Below are 21457 nucleotides of genomic sequence, written 5' to 3'. Positions count from 1 at the left end.
GGGCAAGCCGGGCCGGGGATGCCGCGGGCCGACCGGCCCTGACGAAGCACCGGTCGGCGTCCGACCTGCCGGCTGCGCGGTCAGCCCCGGTCACAGAGGTCCAGGCGGTCAAGCAGCCCGGCGTCGGTGAAGGCGGCAACCAGTTCGTCACGGCCCTCGGTGAAGTGCGCCCAGCTGTCGTAGTGGACGGGAATCACCCGGCGGGCACCGAGGATCCGGGCAGCGTCGGCGGCCTGCGCGCTGTCGAGGACGATCAGCGCGCCGTCGAAGAGTATGGGGAAGCGGGGAGCCCCGGCGAACAGGATGGCGGTGTCCACCGGGCCGAACCGTTCGGCTATCTCCTTGACCAGGTCGAGCGAGGCGTTGTCGCCGCTGACGTAGACGGTGGGCAGGCCCTCCCCGGTCAGGACGAATCCGACGACCTGGCCGGTGATCGGTTCGACTTCCTCACGCGCGCCGGGCCCGTGGACGGCGGGCACGCCCGTGACAGTGATCGTGCCGCCACCGGGGCGGTCCAGCTCGACCGATTCCCAGTCGGCCAGCCCTCTGGCTCCCGCCCCCAGACGCTGCCCGCCTTCGGGCGTGGTCAGGGTCAGCGGGACGTCGGCGAGCAGTGCCCGGCCGGTGTCGTCGAGATTATCGGGGTGCTCGTCGTGGGAGAGCAGGACCGCGTCGATACGGCCAAGGCGGGCCGGCGCGGCGGAGGACGGCGCCGTCTTGGTCAGCCGGCCGCCCGGCACGTGGTAGTCGCGGGGCGAGTCGAAGGTCGGGTCGGTCAGGAACCGCAGGCCACCGTATTCGAAAAGGGCGGTCGGGCCGCCGAAGACGTGGACAGGGATCTGCTCAGTGGTCGCGCTGGTACCAGCCATCAAAACCTCACGGATGGGAAGTGGTTAATCCGTGAAGAACGGTAGTGGTGCATCACGGATGAACGCAAGCCGTACCATGAGAGGTATGCGCGAGACCCCGACCGCCGAATCCGTGCCACCGCCCGCGCCGGGGGCGGGGGAATACCTCGCCCTCGACTTCGTCAACAGCGCCATCGCGCTGCCCGGAGGGCACTTCATCGATCTCCTCGGCACCCCCGAGGCCGCGAATCGGTGGCTCACCGAACACGGCCTCGCGCCGGCTGACGCCGAGGTGCAGGAGATGTGCGCGACGCAACTGCGCTCCCTACGCGAACACCTCAGGGCATTGTTCGCCGCCCGCGTCGCCGGGCTGCCTGCCCTGCCCGCGGCGCTGTCCGCCGTCAACGATGCGCTGGGCAGAGCTCCCACGGCCGCTCTGCTGTACTGGGACGATAAGAACGGCCCCTACCGCGCGGCGCCGTGCCCCACCAACGAGATCCTCGACCGCGCGCTCGCGACCCTCGCGGCCAACACGGCCGACCTTCTCACCGGCCCCGACGCCGACCGCCTCACCGGCTGCGGTTCCACCCCCTGTAACCGCTACCTGCTGCGCCACGGGCGCCGCCACTGGTGCTCCACCCGCTGCGGCGACCGCGCCCGCGCCGCCCGCGCCTACACCCGACGCACTCGGTCGAAAGCAGACTGACGAGCCCCGTTCCGCCCGGGGCGAGCGTGCCCCGGCCTGTCGCGCCACCGAGCGAGCGTCAGCGCGGCCGTAGGGCACAGCGCGTACGATCCCGCTGCGCCGGCGGCGTCTCCCCAGTGGACAGCCAAGGCGTGTCCCGGCCGCCGTCTACGGCCCGTGCCGCGCCCGGCGCGCGGGCAGGCGTTGGTACCGGTGACGGACGGCTTCCGCACCGACCACGTCGAGGGCCGGCCCTGCGCCTGCCCCTTCCCGCGCGTGGTCGCCCGGATCGGTGGCACCGCGTACCCGGCTTGGAACTCCTCACCGAATGACTTCAGATGTCTTTAGGTAGGCTCCCGCCATGACGCTCGGGTACTGGGAACGGCACGGCTTCGACGACTTGGCGGTGGCGGCCGACCGGGACGAGCTGCTCAAGTCGGCGGACCAGAACCCGGACCCGTGCGCCGCCTTCCTCAACCTGCTGCGCTCTGGGCGGCGGGACGCGGTGTGCACGGCGCTGGAGTACTTCCACTATGAGGACCGGCAAGCCCGGTGGGGCTTCGGCAACCCACTGGACGAGCACGCCGCGGAGGTGCTGGACCGCGCCCGGTGGGTGCTGCGCGGGACGCCGCTGCCGGAAGCGCGAGGGCAGGACCGGGCCAGCGCGCTGTGGGCGATCCAGAACCACGCCGAGGCTGTGGACGCCCCACTGATCACCGCCGTGCTGCGCGCCGCGGACGGCGACGTGGTCGACGATGGCGCCGTGTCCGCCGCCGGGCAGTGCCTCTACGCCTGCGATGTCCCTGAGGACCGAGAACTTGTCGCCCAGCTCGGCGCGATGGCCCTGGACGAGGACCGCCCCCTGCCAGTTCGCGTGGCATGCGCAGGGGCGCTGGCCTCGGCGGAGTCCGACCAGGCCGCCGAACTCGCGGCACGGCTGACCGACCTCCCGGAACTCGAGCTCCAGCTGGCTGGCGCCCTTGTCCTCACCGCCCACCTCGACACGCATCGCCCCCTCCTCGAACGCCTGGTGGCCACCTGGCCCCCCAACACCCCTCAGGCAGACGACATCCGCGATGCCTTGGAGGAGGACGAGGATGATGCGTGACGTGCTCATAGAACTCCCGACGACCTGATCTTCGAGGCGGTTGGCTCGCTCCGGGACCGGTGGTCTGGGGGTGCGGGGTGGCTCGGCCGAAGCCGTGGGTGGTCGACGATGTGTTGTAGGCGGTGGTCCCCGCCCATATCGTGGGCTGTTCCGGGGCAACCAGCTGATGCAGTTTCCCCGTGATCTCGGACACTCTTCTTCTACGCACCCCGGACCTCTTCGTCCGCGATGCTGCTACGTCTGCTGCACCGTGCGGCGCCTCGCGCGCCACGGGTGTGTTCGGTGTAGTGGGTGTGGGGTTGGTCGGTCCGGCGCGTGCTGCTCCTGGTGCCGGAGAGCGATGACACGCGGGGCCGGCGGCGCGCGAGGACTGTTCGGGCAGCGGGGGAGTGCTGCACGCCGCCGCCTCACGGATGGTCAGTCCAGCGGCATGCGGATGACAGGATCGAAGGGATGCTTGTTGAAACCGGTCCGCAGATTACGGCAGTCCGGTGCCTTGCACATGAAAATGTCCTCGACGCTCTTCCGGCCTGTGCGGTTCTTGAGCCAGGCCTTCTCGCCGGCGGTGAGGCGACGGTGTTGTTCGTCAGATTGGCAGGTGTAGCAGTACATCTTCTGGTCTGGCATGACATCTCCTGAAAGGGGCAGACAAGCCAACTGTGAGCCTATGAAGCCACCTTGGGTGACAGCCAGTACGTAACAGGACAACTCGGGCCGCTCGTCCAGGAATTCGTGCAGCAAACAGTCGTACGTCTGCTGCACGGCGCCGCTGCCCGGCTCAGCTGGTGCTGTCCGTGCCCCACTGCTCCATCGAGCCGGCGGGTGCTTCAGCAGCATTCTGCGGCGGGATTGAGCCGTCGCCCTGTTCGTGAGGCGCATCGCGTCCGGTGCACGGCCCCACCGTGAGGCGTTGTACACCGGGACTGTCGGTCGGCCGAGGGTTCTGACCGACCTTGAGCCGGGGGCGGTTTCCCTCGTGCCAGCGGCCGCAGCGCCGCGGAACACCGCAGAACCTGCTCACGGGCGTGGGCGGGTCCTGTTGGCGGTGTTGGGGCTGGGCCGGAACGAGGCGGGTGAAGGGGTTGCCGTACTGGTCCAGGCGCACGATAGTCCGTTGGGCCCGTTGCCCCGGAGACCTGGGCAGGTGCGCCGGGCGCAGAGGAGGACACCGGCGCCAACGGGGCCACCGGCTAGCGATGACCGCACACACCATCAACTGGAGCTGGCGAAAGAGCATCAGCGGCAGGACCACCGGCCCGGCCGCGTTGCCGGACAGCACCGCGGCCAGACGACTTCAGCTTCTGGCGCGTCGGCATCTGTCCCGTGACGGCGAACGTTGAGTGTGTGCGTCATCGTTGTGGACGGTCACGCAATTCGGCTCTGTCGAAGATCTTGCGACGCGCCCATTCCGGTGCCTCCCAGTACTCGGATAGGCGGCACGGCGAGGTTCAGTAGCGGTGGTTGGGCCAGTGCGGGTCTTCCCATCGAGCGGGACCAGCGACTCCTATCAGCCGTATCCGGTGGAGCAGTTCCTCGGGGACATCCTGGGTGTGCAGCCGTGCAGGGGCGTGACGGACCAGCCAGGCCGCGAGCTCGGTGCGCAGAGCATCGGCGTTGTCCCACGCCTCCCATGGAAGTTGGTCTCCCAGCAGGTCGTACTCCCAGTGGGTGGCCGCTCCGGCCAGGTGCTGATCGGCAACGGGGTGATCGAGTGTCTCCCAGGTGCTGAGCCACGGGCTGAGCGTGGCGGATGCCTCGGCGCACAGCGCGAGGACTTCATGCACGGGGACGGCGGGGTCCGATTCGGTGAGGCTGTGAGCCCACCAGGCATGCAGGAACTCCCATACCGCAGTGCTTTGGCGCGCGGGCCACTGCTGCCAGTGGCCATAAGCGAACGCGCGTCCGACCTCGTCCATGCCGAACAGGGGCTCCACGCGGCCGCTGACCAGCGCCCTGGCGAACTGAGGCAGGATCCGGCGCAGCACCGCGCCGTGGTCGTTCCAGTCGGGGGCAGTCCAGGTGCGATGCAGTAGGTCCGGGTCGAGTTCCACGTCCGCGACCTTCAATCGCGCAAGCTCTTCTTCGCTGCCCCAGTGGCAGTCACACTGGGTCTCGTCGCTGCGGGCGGTCATTCCGCGAAAGGTGACGGCCAAGGAGTCCAGAGCACGGTCGAGTCGGATTCGTGCGGCAATATCCGCGAGGGTCATTGTTGTCGGCACAGCCTTAGAGGACTCCAGGCGGCTTCCGCCAACCGAAGATCACAACCTTACCGGCCCCATCCGCCATCGTCGCCAAGATTGCCTCCCTCTCCCGGCCGCCTGCGATGGCCCAGGTGGGGCGGCCTGAGCACCAAGGTCCACCTGGCCAGTGACACCCAGGCACGGCCGTTGGCTTTCCATATCACCGCAGGTCAGGCCGGTGACGCGCCTGCCTTCGAGGCGTTCATGGCCAGGATCCGGGTCCCGCGAGGCGGGCTCGGCAGGCCTAGAACCCGACCGGCGGTCATCCTCGCGGGCCGGACTTACTCCTCCCGCGCTATCCGCCGGCATCTCCGCCGCGCGGCATTCGAGCGGTCATCCCGCAGCCAACCGACCAGATCGGCCACCACCTGCGGCGCGGCCGCGACGGAGGCCGCCCACCTTGCTTCGATGCCGAGGCGTACATGCAGCGGAACGCCGTCGAACGGTGCATCAACCGCCTCAAGCAGTGGCGCGGCCTGGCCATGCGAACCGACAAACTCGCCATCGCCTACCAGGCCGCCCTCCACCTCGTCGCCGTTCTCCTCCGGACGCGACGCTGACCCAAGGTGAGATGGCTTTCATTCGTAGAAGAACAGCTCAAGGTCTTCGATGGAACCTGGCCCGGTCAGGAAGGCCTCCGCTCTGGCGATCTCATGTTCTGGTGGCGGCCCGCCTCCTCGGAGCTGCTTCATCCATATTTCGCCTTGCTCGCCGATCGCGTAGATTCCGGACAGCAGCTCGGCCATGCCCGCAGGGTGCGTCGGGCTGTGCCCGACGGCGGGTTGGAGTTCCCACCCGCCTGCCCGGGCAGCCAGCCGGACCACCCCGGCCCAGTTCGCGATCCGCCCGATACGCACGTGCCACGAGTCCTTGGTGAACGGCGCCAATTTGCCACCATGCAGGGCGTTGGTGGCAGCCCTGATGTCCGCCATCACCTGCCGTTCCACGGCATCACGGACCCAGCGCCCTTCCTGCGCTTCTTTGATGGCGGCGGACCACCACTCCCATGCGCCGTCCAGCCGGGCTGTGAACGTATCCATGCCGACAGGTTTCCACGCGCGACACCGTCAGCCTTCAGAGGGAGGTCGATCAACCCGAGGAACAACTGCTCAAACAGACAACGCAGCTACCTACTCGTAGATCCGGGCGGCTGAGAGTTGTAGGGCTACGGATCTCCAAGTGACGGGTTCGAGTTGCGCGTGGTGTGGCGAATTGGCATCCACCCACGCGGCCCAGGCGCCGAGCCAGTCGTAAAGGGTGCTGTGCGCCCAGCTGCCTCCATCGCCTGCCCATTGACCACGATCGATCTTTGCCTGGCACTCCCTTTGGTCCCGGGTGAAGTCGGCGGCGAGCGTCGCCACATGCCTCTGGAGGCCGCGGGGCGTGTTGACCTCGTCCGGCTCGATCCCGGAATTCGCGAGCACGCAGTTGAAGTCCGGCGATGTGGTGCGAGCGGTTTCCAGTTGGTAAGCCAGTCCTCGCCAGCCGGGTCGGCCCGGTGCTTCTTCGTGAAGCAGGTCGGTGCCGTCGAGGCGGCCGCCGAGTAGGCGGGCCCACTCCCACAGCAGGGGATGCGGGCACATTGAGAGGTTATGGGTCGCCCTGGCCTGCGTCGACCAGATTGCTTGAGACGCGTCATCATGATCTTCCGGAACTGATCAGGAGTGCCTGACCATCCAGAGCTGGGATCAGTTCAGCACGTCCGCGCCGAACCAGATCCTTTGAGACGGGACAAATTTGCAGAAGCTGCCCGGACGGCTGGTCACGCGGTGGGGCGCGGTCCGGTAGGTGCCCTTGCTGTGGTGGTACACGGAGCGGTCGAAGGCGTCGGCGTCGGGGATGTCGCCAGGTAGGCGCGCTCGGCGTCGTAGAGGATGGCGAAGGATTCAGGGTCAGCGACCAGGTGGTCTATGACGTCCTTGAGAGCAGACGGGCCCTCGTCGTATGCGAAGGTGGCGTGGGCTTCTCGTGGATGCGGTTATTGGGCAACTCAGTTGCCGTCGATGATGTACGCGGCAATCATGCGAGCGAGGGCCCTCGGCACCCCGTACAGCGACCGTAGTGAGCGAGAGAAAGCGCATCCGTCAGGTGAGGTCGTCGGGGTTGATGCCCTGGGCCCGCGCCAGGGCGAACAGGACACGCTCGATGGTGTCGAGCCGCTGCGCGATCGTACGGTCCCCCGGGGTACCGACGGCGTTGGCGAGCGAGTCGATGTTCCCGAACGCCGTGGCCTGCTGCTCGCCGATCCGCTGAAGCTGCTCACCGTGCTCGGCCAGGGTCCGACCGGTACGGAACGCCTCCGCCTCCAGGTCCCGGAGCCGTTCGTCATACGTTGCCATCTCTCGCGCCATGAGCCCATCCTCTCAGAGACACGAGGGCCGACGGACATCGACCAACGAAGACCAATCGGATTCGTCCAGTTCGAACTGGACCAAGACCGCCGCGATCGTCTGGCCCCCCGCGGCTGTGACCTGGCGGAGAAGGGACCGCGGATGCCGGACCCGGTTCATGCGGATGACGCGGGATGCAAGATCACCCATCGTCCTGTTGACGTCCCCGCCTTCTTGGCCAGGACATCCGGCCCCTCGAGGACGGGCGCGGGCCTGGCATGGACCGTGCCGTCACCGTATGCCCTTGGATCAGCGTATCGGAATGGCCGAGGAGCCCTGTGATGGCGCCGGCGAGGGCTTCGGTGGTGTTCTTGGCGCACTGGCGGAGTGTCGGTATTCGAGGGTTGCAGTATTCGCCCACAGGGCGAGCACTCCCACACCCGGTCGCGGTGACAAGGCGTACAGCTCTCACCGCAGCGGGCGCTGTCTGCGCGAAGACACCGGATCAAGAAGAAGAGATCGACCTCTTGCGGTGAACCCGCGCCGGCGCCCGCGCTCCGGTGCGGGCCTTCGTCCTCTGCCACCGCGTCGTACGGGCCCCTCACGGCAGTGGAATCCCGCACGACAGAAGGCTCACCCGGCGCTACGAGGTTCACGACGCCGGTACGGCACCGATCTGCTGCATCACCCCGAGGTGGTCGGGCTGGCCCCGTTCGCCGACGATCCGGCCGTCGGCCATGTAGTAGAAGCTCATGGCCTGCACCGAGATCTTGTTGCCGAAGTGTCACCTGATGACCACCGGGTGACCGCCACCTGCCGGGCGCTTTGTCGGATCCCAGGAAACGATGGGAGACGTCACCGCGAGCAACCAGCCGCCGAAGCCCCGCGCGAACAGCCGAACCGCGCTGGAAGGACGTGCCATGACCGCCACCGCTCCCAAGGCCCCAACTGCACCAGGAGTGCGGTCCTGGTGGGGAATCCCGTACGCCACCGCCGAGCGATACCGCCGACCCATGGTCGCGGACTTCGATCCGGACCGCTCCTATGACCGCAAGGGCGTCGTTTCCGTCCAGCCCGACAGCGGCGACTGGCTCGAAGCAGACAGCGGGATGGGCGAGGACTGCCTGAACCTGAACGTGTGGGCTCCCGAGCAGCCGGCCGGGGAGGCGCTGCCGGTGGCCGTGTACGTCCACGGCGGCGGATTCGAGTACGGCGCGAACACGCAGATCACCTCGAACGCCGCCGGTCTCGCCGCGTCGGGACGCGTGGTGGGCGTGTCGGTCAACTACCGGCTCGGCGCGCTGGGTGCGCTCTCGCTCTCGCAGTATGGCGGGCGGCTCGCCGAGGCCAGCAACCTGTTCCTTCAGGACATCATCGCCGCGCTCACCTGGATCAAGCAGAACATCGCCCACTTCGGCGGCGACCCCGACAACGTCACGGTCTACGGCCACAGCGGCGGCGCCTATGCCACCTTCGGGCTGCTCGGCGCCTCCTCCGCCAACGGCCTGTACCGGCGCCTGGCCGGGTTCTCCGGCGGGCCCGCTCGTATCGTCCCGGTCTGGTGGGCGGAGGAGCTCGCGCACCGGTTCGTCACCGAACTCGGCGTCGCGGACAACCCCGACAAGCTGATCGACCTCGACGCGACTGCCCTGATGGCCGCCCTGCGCAAGGTCTGTCCGACGGACCTCGGAGTCCGCGGCGGGGTGGACAACCAGGCCACCGGCGTCGTCCTGGACACCGGACAGCCCGGCGCGGTGGTGCACGCCCACCCCATGGATGTCCTCGCCTCGGGCTCCCACCGTGACGTTGACGTGCTGCTGAGCATGGCCAGTGACGACATGGGCTGGTGGGTGGCGAACGACCTCGACCGCTTCGACCCGCACACGCTCGACCGTGTCACCGACGAGGTCGCGGGGTGGCGCATTCCCCGCTCCCGCGCGAAGAAGATCGTCGATGCCTACGACCAGGGCGGCTGCACCCCTGCCGAGGTCCGCGCCGCGCTCATGGCGGACTACCTCTTCGCGCTCCCCGCGGGCCGCGGCGCCCTGGCGCACGCCGCCGCGGGCGGCGACGCCCATCTCCTGATGATCGGGCCGGCCGAGGGTGCGCCCGCCGTGCACGGCACCGAGATGTGCGCCCTGGTGGGCCAGGAACAGCCGGGCCGCAGCTCGGATCAGGCCGAGCGTGACACGCGGATCCGCGACATCGTGCTCGACTTCGTCGCCGGTGAGCAGGCCGGTCTGTGGCCCGCCGTCACGGACCGGCTCACTTCGGGAAGCGTCGGCAACCTGCCCTTCGAGGCGGGCGCCCACTACCAGGCGGCCCTCGACCTGTGGGAGAACATCGACCGCCCCTGACGGTCACCGGGCGATACCGAGATACGCAACGGCGCAGGGTCACCACTGACTGATCACCCGGGTACCTGTGCCTGGAGTCCCGGCTCCGCCTTCGCATTCCCGGGGAGAATAGAGCTAGGAGTTCGGCATGAGCCAATCGACAGCAGCCGGCGGCGCCGCACAGGCGACGATGCGGGCCGTCGTCGTCACCCGGCCCGGCGGCCTCGACGCACTGGAGATCAAGGACGTGCCGGTGCCCGTACGCAAGCCCGGCTGGGTGCGGATCAGGGTGAAGGCGTTCGGTGTCAACGAGTCCGAGGTCACCACCCGCAAGGGTGAGTCGGACGCGGAGGTCACCTACCCGCGGGTGCCCGGCATCGAGGGCGTCGGCGTGGTCGATGAGGCCGACGAGGACAGCGGGCTGCGGCCGGGCCAGCAGGTGGCCACGATGATGGGCGGCATTGGCCGCTCGTACGACGGCGCGTACGCCCAGTACGTGACCGTCCCCGCGGCGCAGGTCATCCCGTTCGAGACCGGCCTGCCGTGGGAGGTCCTGGGCGCGCTTCCGGAGATGTTCCAGACCGCCTACGGATCGCTGACCACCGGCCTGGACCTCAAGGCCGGGCAGACGCTGCTGATCCGCGGCGGCACCTCCACGGTCGGGCTGAGCGCGGCCACGATCGCGAAGGACCTCGGAGCCACCGTGCTGTCCACCACCCGCAGCTCGGAGAGGGCCGGGGAACTGCGGGCCGCGGGCGCAGACCACGCCCTCGTCGACAGCGGCACGATCGCCGACCAGGTGAGCGAGCTGATGCCAGAGGGTGTCGACGCCGTACTGGAGCTGGTGGGCTGCTCGGTCCTCGCCGACACCCTCCGCACCGTCCGCCGCCACGGCACGGTCTGCTTCACCGGAGCCCTGGCGGGCCAGTGGACGATCCCCGACTTCACCCCGTTCATGATCCCCAACGGGGTGCGGCTGACGTCCTACGGCGGTCAGGCCGCCGACCTCCCGGCCGACGTCTTCGCCCACCAGCTCCAGGCCATCGCCGCAGGGCGCCTCAACGTCCCGGTCGCGAAGGTCTACCACGGCCTGGAACAGGTCCGTGACGCCCAGGCCGACGTCGAGTCCGGCACCACGCCGGGCAAGCACGTCGTCGTCCTGGACGACTGAGACCTGGGCGACTGAGAAACGACAACCAACCACCCCCGATGCGCGCCGGTCGACAACGGCCGGCCACAGCAGCCGTAAGAGGAACTGGCACAGGAACTGATATGGGACGGCCGTGGCCGTGGCCGTGGCCGTGCCTGGCAAATGGCCGACCAGCCCCAAGCCTCGATGGTAAGTGGATCGACTTGCCATCGCGATGGTGTGGAAGTTACCTTCGCGGGGTCCGTGCCGAACTGAAGCTCGTACCCCGATGAACATGGCGTACGTGTCGGCCGCCGACGATCACTCCGGCAACACCCCAGAGGGCAGGACCCATATGAAAATCCGACTGACCGCCGGAGAAACCGTCCTCAACGCAACCCTCGACGACAACGCGACGGCACGCGACTTCGCCTCGCTGCTTCCGCTGAGGCTGCAGACGAACGACCTGCTCAAGCGCGAGAAGTACGGTCACCTGCCCCGGTCTCTCGCCACGGGAGGCACGCCGCAGTCCAGCTACAAGATCGGCCACATCGCCTACTGGTCACCCGGTCCCGACATCGCCATCTTCTACGACCACGACGGCCAGTCCATCCCCGCCCCCGGCATCGTCATCCTCGGCGAAATCGAGTCGGAGGCCGATGTCTTCAAGAAGTACGACGGCGCGGTCGACGTCACCATCGAGGCCGTCGACTGAGACCCAGCCGGAGCCGCCGAAGTCGTCAACCAACGAGAGGAGGGGTCATGTCCCGGGTCTCGTCATCGGGGCGACCGGCGGCGTCGGCTCCCGCCTCGCCGCACAACTCATCGAACAGGGCGACCAGGTCGTGGGCCTTCACCGCCATACCGGGCAGGCGCACACCTTGGAATCCGACGGAATAGAGCCGGATCTCGGCGACCTGACGTCGCTCAGCGTCGACACTCCAGCCGCCCGTCAAAGGTGCCGACGCAGTCGTCTTCACCGCGAGCGCGAGCGGAGGCCAGCCCGCGACAGGCGGACGCCGTCGACGGGCAGGGCGTGGAAATCGCGGCAACCGCCGCAGCGAAGGCAGGAGTTGGCCGGTTGCTCCTCGTTTCCGCCTTCCCGTGCGCGGCCCGCCCCACCGGACACGTGTCCCTTCGTGGTGGGTGGACATCAGGAGAAGCCTATGAGCGCGCCAGCACGCCGTCGGGATGCGGCGCAGAACCGGACCCGCATCCTGGAGGCCGCCCGCGCAGCCGTTGCCGAGTCCAACGACGTCCCCCTCAACGAGATCGCCAAGCGCGCCGGTGTAGGACAGGGAACGCTCTACCGGCACTTTCCCAACCGCGAAGCGCTCCTCGCCGAGGTGTACCGGCGCGATGTCGAAGAACTCGTGGTCGCCGCCTCCGCTCTGCTGGCGGGACACGAGCCTGTGGAAGCCTTGCGTAACTGGCTCGACCGAGTGATCGACTACGCCGACATCAAGCGCGGCGTCCTGGCAGCGCTTGAGGCGGCGGCGTGGCAGGACCTTGCCGCCCAAAGCCACAACCCCATCGAGGGCGCCCTCGGTCACCTGCTGGACGCCGGGAAAGCGGCAGGTTCCATCCGCGCAGACGTGGACGCCCACGGGGTCCTCCTGCTCATCGCATACCTCGGCCGACTGGACCGGGATGAGTGGGAATCAAGGGCACGGCCTTTGATGAACGTCATCCTCGACGGTCTTTCCCGACAAGACGCGGACCGGTGAGGGCAGAGGACTGGCCAGAATCGTCTGGCTATTCACTTAAGCGGAAATGACCGGGCACTGTTGACTGTTCATGGACGTGCCGAGGCCCGGCGGGCATCCGTGGCCTGGAACGTTCAGGTGTCGGCCGGGGCGGGTTTCCTCGGCCAGCTGGGGGTGGCGCCTTTCCGGGCAAGGCGCCTGGTCATGAGGTGATCGACGGCGAGTGGCACATCGTGCACTCCCATGGGGCGTTCACGCAGACCGCGAAGGGAGCCATCGCCTCCTGACGGGCACGGGGCCTACGCCGGGTTTCCGTCACGCGTCGGTCCTCGCTGCGCGGGCCGCGAAGGCGGCCGGGGTGAGACCGGTGCGGTCGCGGAAGAAGCGGCCGAAGTTCGCGGGATCGGTGAAGCCGAGGTGGACAGCCACAGCCCGGGCGTCCCACCGGGCACCTCCCAGCAGGCGTCGGGCTTCCAGGAGGCGCCGCTCGTCGATGAGTTCACGCACCCCCTTGCCGGTGGCGTCCCGGGCGGCACGGCTGAGGGTGCGGACCGAGCAGCCGAGCAACTCGGCGTAATCCGCGGCTTGATGCAGCTCGCGAAAGTGCAGCTCCAGGGCGTCCAGGAAGCGCCCGTACCTGTCGGCACGGCCACGGCCGGCGCGGGCCGTGGCGGCGGCCGTTGCCGTGCCGACGGGGGCGATGCCCGGGGAGTTGGCCAGGCGCAGCAGCAGCGATTCGAGCAGGCTGCGCCGCAGGGCGTGGTGGACGTCGAGGGGGCGGCGCCCGAGTGCGCGGTGTTCGTCCAGGAGCTGGAGTGCCGTCTGCTGGAGCCAGGCGGTGTCGTCGGGGTGCGGGCTGAGCACGGCAGGGGCCTCGTGCGCGGTGAGCGGGGCCAGGAGACGGGCGAGGTCGGGCCGCAGCACGTCCGGTTCGAACAGAATGAACGGGCCGCGGGCCGCGCCGGGCGGATGCCAGCACTGCGCGTGCCCGGGACGCACCCACAGCCACTGGCCGGGGGCGACGATCCGTGTGACGTGGTCGACGTCGTGCAGCAGCTCACCCTCGGTGACCGCGATGAGGTAGTGGAAGGTGGCACGGCCCGGACGGGGCGGGCTCCACGGCCAGTCGTCGTGCTGGGCGAAAAAATCCTCGACGGTACTCACCTCAAGGCCGTAGGGAGTACCGACCGGGGGCTGGAAACCGTACAGCGGAACCGCAGCTGGTCCGGCCTGCCTGCTCGGTTTGGAGTGTCGCTTGTCGACCATCACGTGTCCGCAGCCTACTGCCCTTCCAGTCGGCTTCGACGGAAGGATGGGACGTGCCACCGCGCCCGCGCGGCGCGCCCTCCGCCTCCTTCGATGCCACATTCCGTCACCACCTGAGAAGGCTCACCACCCATGAACGGATCGGCCCTGCACAAGACCGCCGCCGACTGCGCGGAGCAACTCCCCGGAGCCCACCTGGAGCACCCCTTCGGCCCCGACTGGGAGGTCTTCAAGGTGCGCGGCAAGGTGTTCATGCTGATGACCGAAGTCCCGGGGCGGCCCGTCGTGATCCTCAAGGCGGACCCCGGCGAGGCCCACGCCCTGCGGCAGCAGTACAGCCACATCACCCCCGGCTACCACATGAACAAGAAGCACTGGATCACCCTGGAGAGCGGGGAAGGCGTCGACAAGAAACTGGTCGAGGAACTCGTCACCGACTCCTACCGGCTCGTCGTCGCTCACCTGCCCAAGGCCGAGCGGCCCGTCGACCCGCACACCTACGGCACCGGCACGCGGGCGGCCCCGTGAGCGCGGCCGGCGACCGGCTCCAGGACACCGCCCGCCAGGCGGCCCGGGCCCTCCCCGACGTCAGCCACGGCTACCCCTTCACCCCCAGACTCGACGTGTACAAGGTCGCAGGCAAGGTGTTCCTGATCGTCACCGACGACCCGGACGAACAGATCATCACGGTCAAGTGCGAACCCGAACACGCCCGCGCGCAAGAACGCGGCTACCCCTCGATCACACCGGGCCGCTATCTCGGCAAACGCCACTGGATCTCCCTGGGACCAGGCCCCGGCATCACCGAGCGATTGGTCACCGACGCGGTCGAGGATTCCTACGACCTGGTCGTCGAGCGGCTGCCGCGACGCGACCGCCCCAGTGCCCGATGAGCGCCGCGAGCTTCCCCTCTCCGGCCTGGCCGAACCGCCCCAGACCGCCGATGGTAAGTGGATCAACTTGCCTCCAGAGTGGCGTGGGGGTTACCTTCAGGTGGTGAGTCCGTCGACTTACCTTACGACTCGGCAAGGAACAATGAAGATGAATCGTCTTGCGGGCAAGCGCGCCCTCATCACCGGCGGCACGAGTGGGATCGGTCTGGAGACCGCGCAGCGTTTTGTCACGGAGGGGGCCGACGTGCTGGTCACGGGGGTCACCCCGGCCAGCATCGAGAAGGCGCGGCAGATCCTTGGGGACAAGGTGCCGGTGGTCCAGGCCGATGCGCGCGATCTCGATGCGCAGCGCGGCCTGGCGGAGCGGGTGCGTGAGCACTTCGGACAACTGGACGTGGCGTTCCTGAACGCCGGCGTCTCGGACTGGCGGCCGTTCGAGGACCACACGGAGGACAGCTACGACCGGCTCTTCGACATCAACGTCAAGAGCGTCTTCTTCCTCACGCAGGCCCTGGTGCCCGTGCTGGCCAACCCGTCCTCGGTCATCCTCAACGCGTCCAACAGTGCGCACGGCGGTTACGGTCACTCAAACGCCTACGCCGCGACCAAGGCGGCTGTCGCCTCCCTGATGCGGTCGTGGAACGCGGACCTGCTCAGGTCGCACGGCATCCGGTTCAACGCGGTCAGCCCCGGCCCCGTGGACACCCCGCTGTACTCCGGCTCCAAGCTCGGAATCGAGGATCCCGAGCAGCAGAAGGCGGTTCTGGAGGCGATCAGCTCCGGCATCCCCCTGGGTCGCATGGGCATGCCCGAGGAGGTCGCGGAAGCCGTCGTGTATCTGGCTTCCGATGCCTCCGCCTTCGCTGTGGGCCAGGACCTTATCCTGGACGGCGGCCAGACCGTCCTCTGACAGCGAGGATGCGGCTGGGAGACGGGCGAGGGGCGTGGGTATGTCGGTGGCGGACCGTGACCGAGCGGAAACCGGTGGCGATACGTGCCAGGCCGGGTATCACGCGCAGATCAAAGCGGAGAACCGCGCGCGCATCATCCGCGCCGCCCGCGACCTCTTCCTCGCCCGGGGATACGACAAGACCTCCCTGGCCCAGATCGCCAGGGAGGCCCGCGTCTCCACCGGCACCCTCTTCAAGCGGTACCCCTCCAAGGCCGCGCTGTTCGCAGCCGTCACCTCCGAACAGTGGCAGCTGGACGTGCAGTACGCCGCACCGCCCCCGCCTGGTGATCCCCGGTACGGTCTGGACCACATCGGCCGCGACTACGCCTGCCTGGTCTCGCGGCCCGGCACGGCGGCGCTGTGCCGCCTCCTCATCACCGAACTTCCCCAGATGCCGGAACTCGCCGACATCGTCGGCACCGGCTTCGCCATCGACCGCGGACCCTTCTTCGACCGGCTCCGCGACTACCTGGACGCCGAAGCACAGGCCGGCACACTCGACTTCCGCTCGGCCGACGGACAGACACAGCCGACATCCGCCGTGGCCGAACAGTTCCTCGGCATGATCTGCGGCCAGCTCCTGTGGCCTCAACTCGTACGGACCGACTTCGTCCCGCCCGACCCCACCGACACCACGATCGTGGACGAAGCCGTCGCCCTCATGCTCACCCGCTATCGCACCGAATCCTGAACCCCGGACGCGGCGGCTACTGCCAGCCGACCGCAGAAGCGTCGGACGCAGGGTGGCGGCCCGCACCTGAGTCGGCCAGCCTGGCGGAGGTCCTCACTCCACACCGATCGGCCGAGCGCTCGGGGCAGGGGGATGAGCAGTCCTACTTCTTCGACACGTTGGCCCACCAGCGGGCGAAGGATGCGGCCGGGCTGATGCCGAAGTCGATCGGTCAGCTCCCAGCCCCGACGCCGGCGTCGCCTGCGGTGGCAGGAAAGAGACGCTGCACGGCAGTGACGACGGCGGCGCGGCGGGCTGCCGGGGAGGGGTCGCGGACCTGGTCGGCCGCCGCGTCCACGAGGTCGAGTTGGCCGGCCCAGGCCGTGGCGAGCTGGCTGACGAAGACGAGGATGTCGATGGGGTCCCAGGCGGGATCCAGGTGACCGGCCTCCTGGGCCTTGCGGAGCTGCTCGGCCTTTCGGCGGAAGGTTTCCTGGGTGACGGGGTCGGCGGCGTCGCCGGCGAGTTCCAGGCGCCCCCAGCTCATGAACCGGAAGCGGTCGGGGTGCCGGAGGAAGTAGTCGTGCACTCGCCCCGCGTATTCGGGCAGATCGGTGGGGTCCAGGCGGGTCGCCTCGAGCACCGCGGCCAGCTCCTGTTCGGCGACGAACCGGTAGAGCTCTTCCTTGCTGCGGAAGTACGCGTAGAGGCGTTCCGAGCTGGTCTTCGCGGCCTTGGCGATGCGGGTGATCCGTGCGCCGGCGATTCCGTACCGGGCGAACTCGGCCCGTGCCGCGGTGACGATACGGTCACGGGTCGAGTCTGCGCTGGTCGAAGCTGCCATGCCTGAAGAATACCCAACCAAAAAGATCTGTTTGGCGAAGGCTGCCCGCAGGGCGTACGGTAAAAACAAACATTTTGGTTTGACCTGAGGAGCGCGTCATGCAGCACCGGACACTCGGCAGCCAGGGCCTGGAGGTCTCGGCGATCGGCTATGGCTCGATGGGCCTGACGATGGCCTACGGCCCCGGCGACGAGCAGGAGGGTGTCGCCGCCATCCGGCGCGCCCACGACCTGGGCGTCACCTTCTTCGACACCGCCGAGCTCTACGGCTGGGGCACCGGTAACAACGAGGTCCTACTCGGCAAGGCGGTAAGGGACTTCCGCGACGAGGTCGTGCTGGCCACCAAGTTCGGCTTCGCGCGGACGGAGCAGGGGCTGGGCCTCAACAGCCGCCCGGACAACATCCGTACGGTCACCGACAACAGCCTGCGCTACCTCGGCGTCGACCACATCGACGTCCTCTACCAGCACCGCGTCGACCCGGACGTGCCGATCGAGGACGTGGCCGGCACCGTCAAGGAGCTGATCGACGCGGGCAAGGTCAAGTACTTCGGCCTGAGCGAGGCCGGCCCGCAGACCATCCGCAGGGCGCACGCCGTGCAGCCGGTCTCCGTCCTGCAGACCGAGTACTCCCTGTTCGAGCGGGACGTCGAGCAGCTCTTCCCGGTCCTCGACGAACTGGGCGTCGGCTTCGTCGCCTACTCACCGCTCGGCCGCGGCTTCATCACCGGCACCGCCAAGCCCGCCGGCGAATACGACACCACCGACATGCGCAACGCCGACCCCCGCTGGCAGCCTGGCAACTTCGAGAAGAACGTCGAGGCCGTGGGCAAGCTCGGCGACCTGGCCGCAACCAAGGGCATCACCGTTTCCCAGCTGGCCCTGGCCTGGCTGCTCACCCGGGGCGAGCACGTAGTGCCGATCCCCGGCACCCGCAGCGTCCAGCGCATCGAGGAGAACGCCGGCGCCGCCGACGTCCCTCTGACCGGGGCCGACCTCGCCACGATCGACGAGATCCTGCCGCACGGCGGCTTCGGCGCCCGCTACTCCGAGGACCACGCCCCCGTCTGGATCTGAGTCCGCCCCGGGACCCGAGCCGCCCTTCCTGACGGACACCGCCGGGACCCTCACCCCGAGGGCCCCGGCAGCCCCGCGCACCTGCCACCTGGAGTCAACAGGCGAGTCCGTCACCGCACGAAACCACCGACCAGGACAACGATCAGACTCGGAACAATGCCCTGCTCCACTGCCTAGCCCTGCGGGGCGGCCCGTCGCGCAGTCAAGTAGTCGGACCAGTTCCTGCCGGCGAGGGTGGCCCAGCGTTCGGCTGTCTTGGGGTGGATGCCGAGCAGGTCGGCGATGACCATGGGCGGCAGGTCTACCAGAGCGTCCATCATGGCGGTGTTCCGTGCTGCGCGGGCGGGCAGACCGTGGTGTCTCAGGGTGTCGGCGAGGCCGAGGGGGTTGCGCGGGCGTCCAGGGCTGTGACCGGGCAAGAGGTATCTGCACCCGGCCGTGTTGCTGTGCCGGGGGCTGTGCTGGAGCTGATCGTCAATGAGGCGGGCGAGCTTCGGCGGGAGCACGAAGGGGTGGTGGTTGACCGTCAGGTAGGTATGCCCCTGGTCGTGGCGAATGTGGCCGTCAGTGAGTTCGACGATGCGGGTCAGGGGGAGGGCGTAGAGGCGGACGAGAGCAGCCGCGACGCGGACCTCCAGGGGCAACGCCGTGTCGTTGAAGCAGCGCAGCAGCTCTGTTCGGTGCTCCTCCTCGGCCTGGAAGTGGCCTGGGAGTTGGGCGGCTGAGTGCTCGATGACCAGATCGGGCGGGCAGAGGCGTCGTGCAGTGCTCCAGCGGAGTAAGGGGATGGAACGGGAGCGCAGGGTTGGCCGGTCGATCGCCCAGGTGTCCAGATGCCGCTGCTGGAGCTGGGGGAGACTCAGGTGCTGGGTGTCGAGCCAGTTCAGGAAGTTGATGGCGGCGAGGACGTTGCCGCAGTCACCCTTGTGTGCGGCATAGGTGTAACGGCCGCGGGATGAGCGTCGGCGGGCGTCGCGGATGATGTGCCACTCGGCGAACGGACGGACGAGATTGGCGTGCCGTGGTGGCAGTTCGGCCACGGTCCGTGCGACCCAGTTGGTGAGGAGGGCGAGATTCTCATCGCGTGGCGGCAGGATGCCGGCGGTGACGAGTAGCCCACGCACGTAGGCGGTGGCAGTCCGTTGCGGCAGCGCGTCGAGGGATTTGTGGTCCAGTGCTTCGGGATCGAGGGCCAGGCGTCCCAGGAGGCGGGCGGCAGGGCTTCGGCGCAGCCACTGCAGGGCGCGGTAGGGGTTGTCCGCGCCGGTCAGTACCGCGGCGAGGGGTTGGAGCGGCTGGGCCACGCTTGCGCCGTCCGCGGAGAGCAGGTCGGTCACGCGGGCGGCCAGGGTGCAGCGGGGGCAGCGGCGGCCGGAGTAGAGGTCCGCCGGCTCATCGCAGGCTGAACACCGCTCGACCGGTTCGTCGGGGAACGAGCACGCCTTGCACAGGGGGCTTCCCTCGGCCGTCTGACCGATCAGGATGCGATGTCGGTTGCACGACGCGCACGGTGCAGGGGTCGACAGGGCTGTTCTGTAGCAGGGGTCGCACACCGGTCCCTTGGGTCAGAAGACCTTGACCTTCCCGATCCGGCCGCACAGGGCACATGCGCACTCTTCGCGAGGGCGGCACGTGTCGCAGTGGAACGGGCCCAGGCCACCGTTGATGTGGTGTCCGGGGCGGACCCGTTCACAGATGGCGCAGGTCTTTTCGTGTCGCTTGTAGCACCGGTCGCAGGTGTCCGGCCTGGTGCCGTCGGCTCGGGCGACGATGGGAACGATCTGTCCGCAGACACCGCACAGGCGGGGAGGGCTGGAGTAGCAGCCGCCGCAGACCGGCCCGTCGGAGGTCAGGGCGTTGACCCGGCGTACCCGTCCGCAACGGCAGCAGGTCTGAGTGTTCTTGGGAGCACAGGTCTGGCAGAGGCTGGTGCCGTCGGGCAGGCGCCGGTACGAGATCATCATGCGGTGGCAGTCGGCGCATTCCTCCTTGGCATCCGGCTCCTTGTTCCTGCACGGATTGCAGATGCCGCCCTCCGGTCGGCGGGCGTAGATGCCGGCCACTTTGCCGCAGCGGGCGCACGGCTTCTTGGCACGTCGGCCGGCGCAGCGTGAACACAGTCGCCCCGCCGGTCCGTTGTTGGTGGGAAGAGGGTCGGTCCGTCCGCAGTCGCCGCAGGGCACCAGGGCGACCGTGTCACCGTGGCCGATGGCGGTCAGCGCAGCCAGCAAACGCACCACGCAGGTCGGGCAGTCGCTACTCGGCAGGCTCAGAGCGTCGGGCCTGTCGGACAGATAGCGCACCAGGCGGAAGGCGTTCGCACCACGCCATGCCCGGGCTTCCTCCGCCACGGCCTGCGCCTGTTCGGGGGCCAGGGATTCGCCCACCGCTGACCGCAGCAGCGTGACGATCTGCTCCTGGGCGGCAGCGAGTTCGGCGCGTAAGCGGAGCTGGTCCGGTGTCGGTGGCCTCACGGCTGACCTGGGCGCCGGATCGTGGTCCGCCGTTCTTTCAGCGGCAGTGGCTCGGCCTGTCCGTCCGCGGTCTTCTTGACCTGTGCGTTGACCACCTTCGGCTTGATGAGATCGTTCGGCGTGCACTCGAAGATGTCGCACAGCGCGACCAAGGTGTCCATGCTCATCCGCTGGGGCGGCTGTGTCACCAAGCGGTAGACCTGCTCACGCGACAGGGTCACGCCACGTTCTGCCAGGAGCGGCACCAGGTCCGAGGTCTGGAACATCTGGTGCTCGGCCATCGTGCCCCGCAGACACCACTCGTAGCCCATCTTCTTGATCATTTAAGGTCCCAGTCGTCACCCAGCCGGCGCTTCAGCGAAGCTTCCAGGAGCTGGTTCCGGTACTCGTCAGAGACACCCATATAGATGGCCGTCGTAGACGCGTGGGTATGGCCCACCTGCTCTTGAACGAAGCGGGCAGGGTAGCCGAACTCGGTCAGATGCGTGATGTAGCTGTGGCGCAGACAGTGCAGGTCGAGGTCCCCGTCGAGGCCGGCGTCCTGGCGTGCCGTCACGAACGCCTCGTTGATCGAGCGGGGAGACATGCGGCCGACCCGCTCGGTCACCCACAAGGCCGGGTGCCGGTCCGGCGAGAGCCACGGGCGAATCTCGTGCACCCACTCGTCGAGGACGTCGACTACCCAGTCCATCTCGGGGACCAGAAGCACGGTCCGTCGCTTCGGCGGTGTGCCCTTGGAGGACTTGCCGTACCGGACGGTCATGCTGCCGGCTTGCCCAAACTGCGGCGCCTTCCTGTGCCGTCGCAGATCCACCAGGTCGACCTTCGAGGACTCGGTCCGCCGGGTGCCGTAGGCGTAGATGGTCTTGAGAACTCCTAACGAAATGATCTTCAAGGTGG

At 68.5% G+C, this 21457-nt stretch carries 25 protein-coding genes and 2 pseudogenes; 14 read left to right on the top strand and 13 right to left on the bottom strand.

The genetic code is table 11. From position 1 onward, the window contains the following. Positions 1-80: 80 nt before the first annotated feature. Positions 81-869, bottom strand: a complete 789-nt coding sequence (locus tag ACWY4P_RS01250; protein ID WP_456208210.1) for an MBL fold metallo-hydrolase — start codon at positions 867-869, stop codon at positions 81-83. Between the two features lie 85 nt (positions 870-954). Here ACWY4P_RS01250 and ACWY4P_RS01245 point away from each other — a divergent pair, with 85 nt between their 5' ends. Next, complete coding sequence (locus ACWY4P_RS01245) at positions 955-1554, top strand: CGNR zinc finger domain-containing protein (protein WP_456208209.1); 600 nt, start codon at positions 955-957, stop codon at positions 1552-1554. Between the two features lie 340 nt (positions 1555-1894). Then, positions 1895-2641, top strand: coding sequence for a hypothetical protein (locus ACWY4P_RS01240; RefSeq protein ID WP_456208208.1), 747 nt, complete (start codon positions 1895-1897; stop codon positions 2639-2641). Positions 2642-3058: 417 nt separating this feature from the next. Here ACWY4P_RS01240 and ACWY4P_RS01235 read toward each other — a convergent pair whose 3' ends face one another. Then, positions 3059-3268 (bottom strand): hypothetical protein, encoded by a 210-nt coding sequence (locus tag ACWY4P_RS01235; RefSeq protein ID WP_456208207.1) that lies wholly within the window; start codon positions 3266-3268, stop codon positions 3059-3061. Positions 3269-3837: 569 nt separating this feature from the next. Between ACWY4P_RS01235 and ACWY4P_RS01230 the strand changes: the two genes are divergently transcribed. Then, complete coding sequence (locus tag ACWY4P_RS01230) at positions 3838-3981, top strand: hypothetical protein (RefSeq protein WP_456208206.1); 144 nt, start codon at positions 3838-3840, stop codon at positions 3979-3981. A gap of 108 nt (positions 3982-4089) precedes the next feature. Here the strand turns inward: ACWY4P_RS01230 and ACWY4P_RS01225 are convergent, their stop codons facing one another. Beyond that, positions 4090-4848, bottom strand: coding sequence for a hypothetical protein (locus ACWY4P_RS01225; protein ID WP_456213365.1), 759 nt, complete (start codon positions 4846-4848; stop codon positions 4090-4092). Between the two features lie 129 nt (positions 4849-4977). Between ACWY4P_RS01225 and ACWY4P_RS01220 the strand changes: the two are divergent. After that, positions 4978-5441, top strand: a pseudogene (locus ACWY4P_RS01220) (IS5 family transposase); the annotation flags it as partial. 18 nt (positions 5442-5459) lie between these two features. Here the strand turns inward: ACWY4P_RS01220 and ACWY4P_RS01215 are convergent. From ACWY4P_RS01215 to ACWY4P_RS01200, 4 genes are all read right to left on the bottom strand, one after another. Beyond that, on the bottom strand, positions 5460-5921 hold the full coding sequence (locus tag ACWY4P_RS01215; RefSeq protein WP_456208205.1) for a hypothetical protein: 462 nt from the start codon (positions 5919-5921) through the stop codon (positions 5460-5462). Positions 5922-6011: 90 nt separating this feature from the next. Beyond that, a complete protein-coding gene (locus ACWY4P_RS01210; protein ID WP_456208204.1) occupies positions 6012-6464 on the bottom strand; it encodes a hypothetical protein in 453 nt (150 codons plus the stop codon). Positions 6465-6965: 501 nt separating this feature from the next. Continuing rightward, entirely contained in the window at positions 6966-7220 is a 255-nt protein-coding gene (locus ACWY4P_RS01205; RefSeq protein WP_456208203.1) for a hypothetical protein, read from the bottom strand. 643 nt (positions 7221-7863) lie between these two features. After that, positions 7864-7965, bottom strand: a complete 102-nt coding sequence (locus tag ACWY4P_RS01200) for a hypothetical protein (protein WP_456208202.1) — start codon at positions 7963-7965, stop codon at positions 7864-7866. A 166-nt stretch (positions 7966-8131) separates the two neighbouring features. Between ACWY4P_RS01200 and ACWY4P_RS01195 the strand changes: the two genes are divergently transcribed. The 5 genes and pseudogenes from ACWY4P_RS01195 to ACWY4P_RS01175 all read left to right on the top strand — a co-directional run bounded on the left by ACWY4P_RS01195 (position 8132) and on the right by ACWY4P_RS01175 (position 12403). Next, the gene (locus ACWY4P_RS01195) at positions 8132-9568 is read left to right on the top strand and encodes a carboxylesterase family protein (protein WP_456208201.1); all 1437 of its coding nucleotides are present in this window, start codon (positions 8132-8134) and stop codon (positions 9566-9568) included. 127 nt (positions 9569-9695) lie between these two features. Continuing rightward, positions 9696-10718: an alcohol dehydrogenase catalytic domain-containing protein gene (locus tag ACWY4P_RS01190; protein WP_456208200.1), complete on the top strand. Its 1023-nt coding sequence runs from the start codon at positions 9696-9698 to the stop codon at positions 10716-10718. 253 nt (positions 10719-10971) lie between these two features. Then, the gene (locus ACWY4P_RS01185) at positions 10972-11391 is read left to right on the top strand and encodes a cyclophilin-like fold protein (protein ID WP_456208199.1); all 420 of its coding nucleotides are present in this window, start codon (positions 10972-10974) and stop codon (positions 11389-11391) included. Beyond that, a pseudogene (locus ACWY4P_RS01180) lies at positions 11336-11542 on the top strand (hypothetical protein); the annotation flags it as partial. The gene ACWY4P_RS01185 and the pseudogene ACWY4P_RS01180, both read left to right, overlap by 56 nt. 300 nt (positions 11543-11842) lie before the next feature. Next, positions 11843-12403 (top strand): TetR/AcrR family transcriptional regulator, encoded by a 561-nt coding sequence (locus tag ACWY4P_RS01175; RefSeq protein WP_456213364.1) that lies wholly within the window; start codon positions 11843-11845, stop codon positions 12401-12403. 294 nt (positions 12404-12697) lie between these two features. Here ACWY4P_RS01175 and ACWY4P_RS01170 read toward each other — a convergent pair whose 3' ends face one another. Then, on the bottom strand, positions 12698-13546 hold the full coding sequence (locus tag ACWY4P_RS01170; RefSeq protein ID WP_456208198.1) for a helix-turn-helix domain-containing protein: 849 nt from the start codon (positions 13544-13546) through the stop codon (positions 12698-12700). A 234-nt stretch (positions 13547-13780) separates the two neighbouring features. On the opposite strand from ACWY4P_RS01170, the gene ACWY4P_RS01165 reads away from it, so the two are divergent. The 4 genes from ACWY4P_RS01165 to ACWY4P_RS01150 all read left to right on the top strand — a co-directional run bounded on the left by ACWY4P_RS01165 (position 13781) and on the right by ACWY4P_RS01150 (position 16184). Continuing rightward, positions 13781-14176, top strand: a complete 396-nt coding sequence (locus ACWY4P_RS01165; RefSeq protein ID WP_456208197.1) for an MmcQ/YjbR family DNA-binding protein — start codon at positions 13781-13783, stop codon at positions 14174-14176. Further along, positions 14173-14541 carry an MmcQ/YjbR family DNA-binding protein gene (locus ACWY4P_RS01160; protein ID WP_456208196.1) on the top strand — a complete coding sequence of 123 codons (369 nt, stop codon included), beginning with the start codon at positions 14173-14175 and terminating at the stop codon, positions 14539-14541. The genes ACWY4P_RS01165 and ACWY4P_RS01160 overlap by 4 nt, the downstream gene beginning before the upstream one ends. A gap of 148 nt (positions 14542-14689) precedes the next feature. Beyond that, positions 14690-15451 (top strand): SDR family oxidoreductase, encoded by a 762-nt coding sequence (locus ACWY4P_RS01155; protein WP_456208195.1) that lies wholly within the window; start codon positions 14690-14692, stop codon positions 15449-15451. A gap of 40 nt (positions 15452-15491) precedes the next feature. Then, positions 15492-16184 carry a TetR/AcrR family transcriptional regulator gene (locus tag ACWY4P_RS01150; protein WP_456208194.1) on the top strand — a complete coding sequence of 231 codons (693 nt, stop codon included), beginning with the start codon at positions 15492-15494 and terminating at the stop codon, positions 16182-16184. A 211-nt stretch (positions 16185-16395) separates the two neighbouring features. Here the strand turns inward: ACWY4P_RS01150 and ACWY4P_RS01145 are convergent, their stop codons facing one another. After that, on the bottom strand, positions 16396-17007 hold the full coding sequence (locus tag ACWY4P_RS01145; protein ID WP_382040052.1) for a TetR family transcriptional regulator: 612 nt from the start codon (positions 17005-17007) through the stop codon (positions 16396-16398). 98 nt (positions 17008-17105) lie between these two features. On the opposite strand from ACWY4P_RS01145, the gene ACWY4P_RS01140 reads away from it, so the two are divergent. Next, the gene (locus ACWY4P_RS01140) at positions 17106-18083 is read left to right on the top strand and encodes an aldo/keto reductase (protein WP_456208193.1); all 978 of its coding nucleotides are present in this window, start codon (positions 17106-17108) and stop codon (positions 18081-18083) included. 173 nt (positions 18084-18256) lie between these two features. Here ACWY4P_RS01140 and ACWY4P_RS01135 read toward each other — a convergent pair whose 3' ends face one another. From ACWY4P_RS01135 to ACWY4P_RS01120, 4 genes are all read right to left on the bottom strand, one after another. After that, positions 18257-19420: a hypothetical protein gene (locus ACWY4P_RS01135; RefSeq protein ID WP_456208192.1), complete on the bottom strand. Its 1164-nt coding sequence runs from the start codon at positions 19418-19420 to the stop codon at positions 18257-18259. A gap of 228 nt (positions 19421-19648) precedes the next feature. Beyond that, complete coding sequence (locus ACWY4P_RS01130; RefSeq protein ID WP_456208191.1) at positions 19649-20557, bottom strand: hypothetical protein; 909 nt, start codon at positions 20555-20557, stop codon at positions 19649-19651. Then, positions 20554-20880, bottom strand: a complete 327-nt coding sequence (locus ACWY4P_RS01125) for a helix-turn-helix domain-containing protein (RefSeq protein ID WP_456208190.1) — start codon at positions 20878-20880, stop codon at positions 20554-20556. The genes ACWY4P_RS01130 and ACWY4P_RS01125 overlap by 4 nt, the downstream gene beginning before the upstream one ends. Beyond that, positions 20877-21452, bottom strand: coding sequence for a tyrosine-type recombinase/integrase (locus ACWY4P_RS01120; RefSeq protein ID WP_456208189.1), 576 nt, complete (start codon positions 21450-21452; stop codon positions 20877-20879). Before ACWY4P_RS01120 ends, ACWY4P_RS01125 begins: the two co-directional genes overlap by 4 nt. Positions 21453-21457 lie beyond the last annotated feature (5 nt).

Source organism: Streptomyces sp. LZ34, from assembly GCF_053890475.1.
This window is presented reverse-complemented; position numbering and strand designations above follow the sequence as displayed.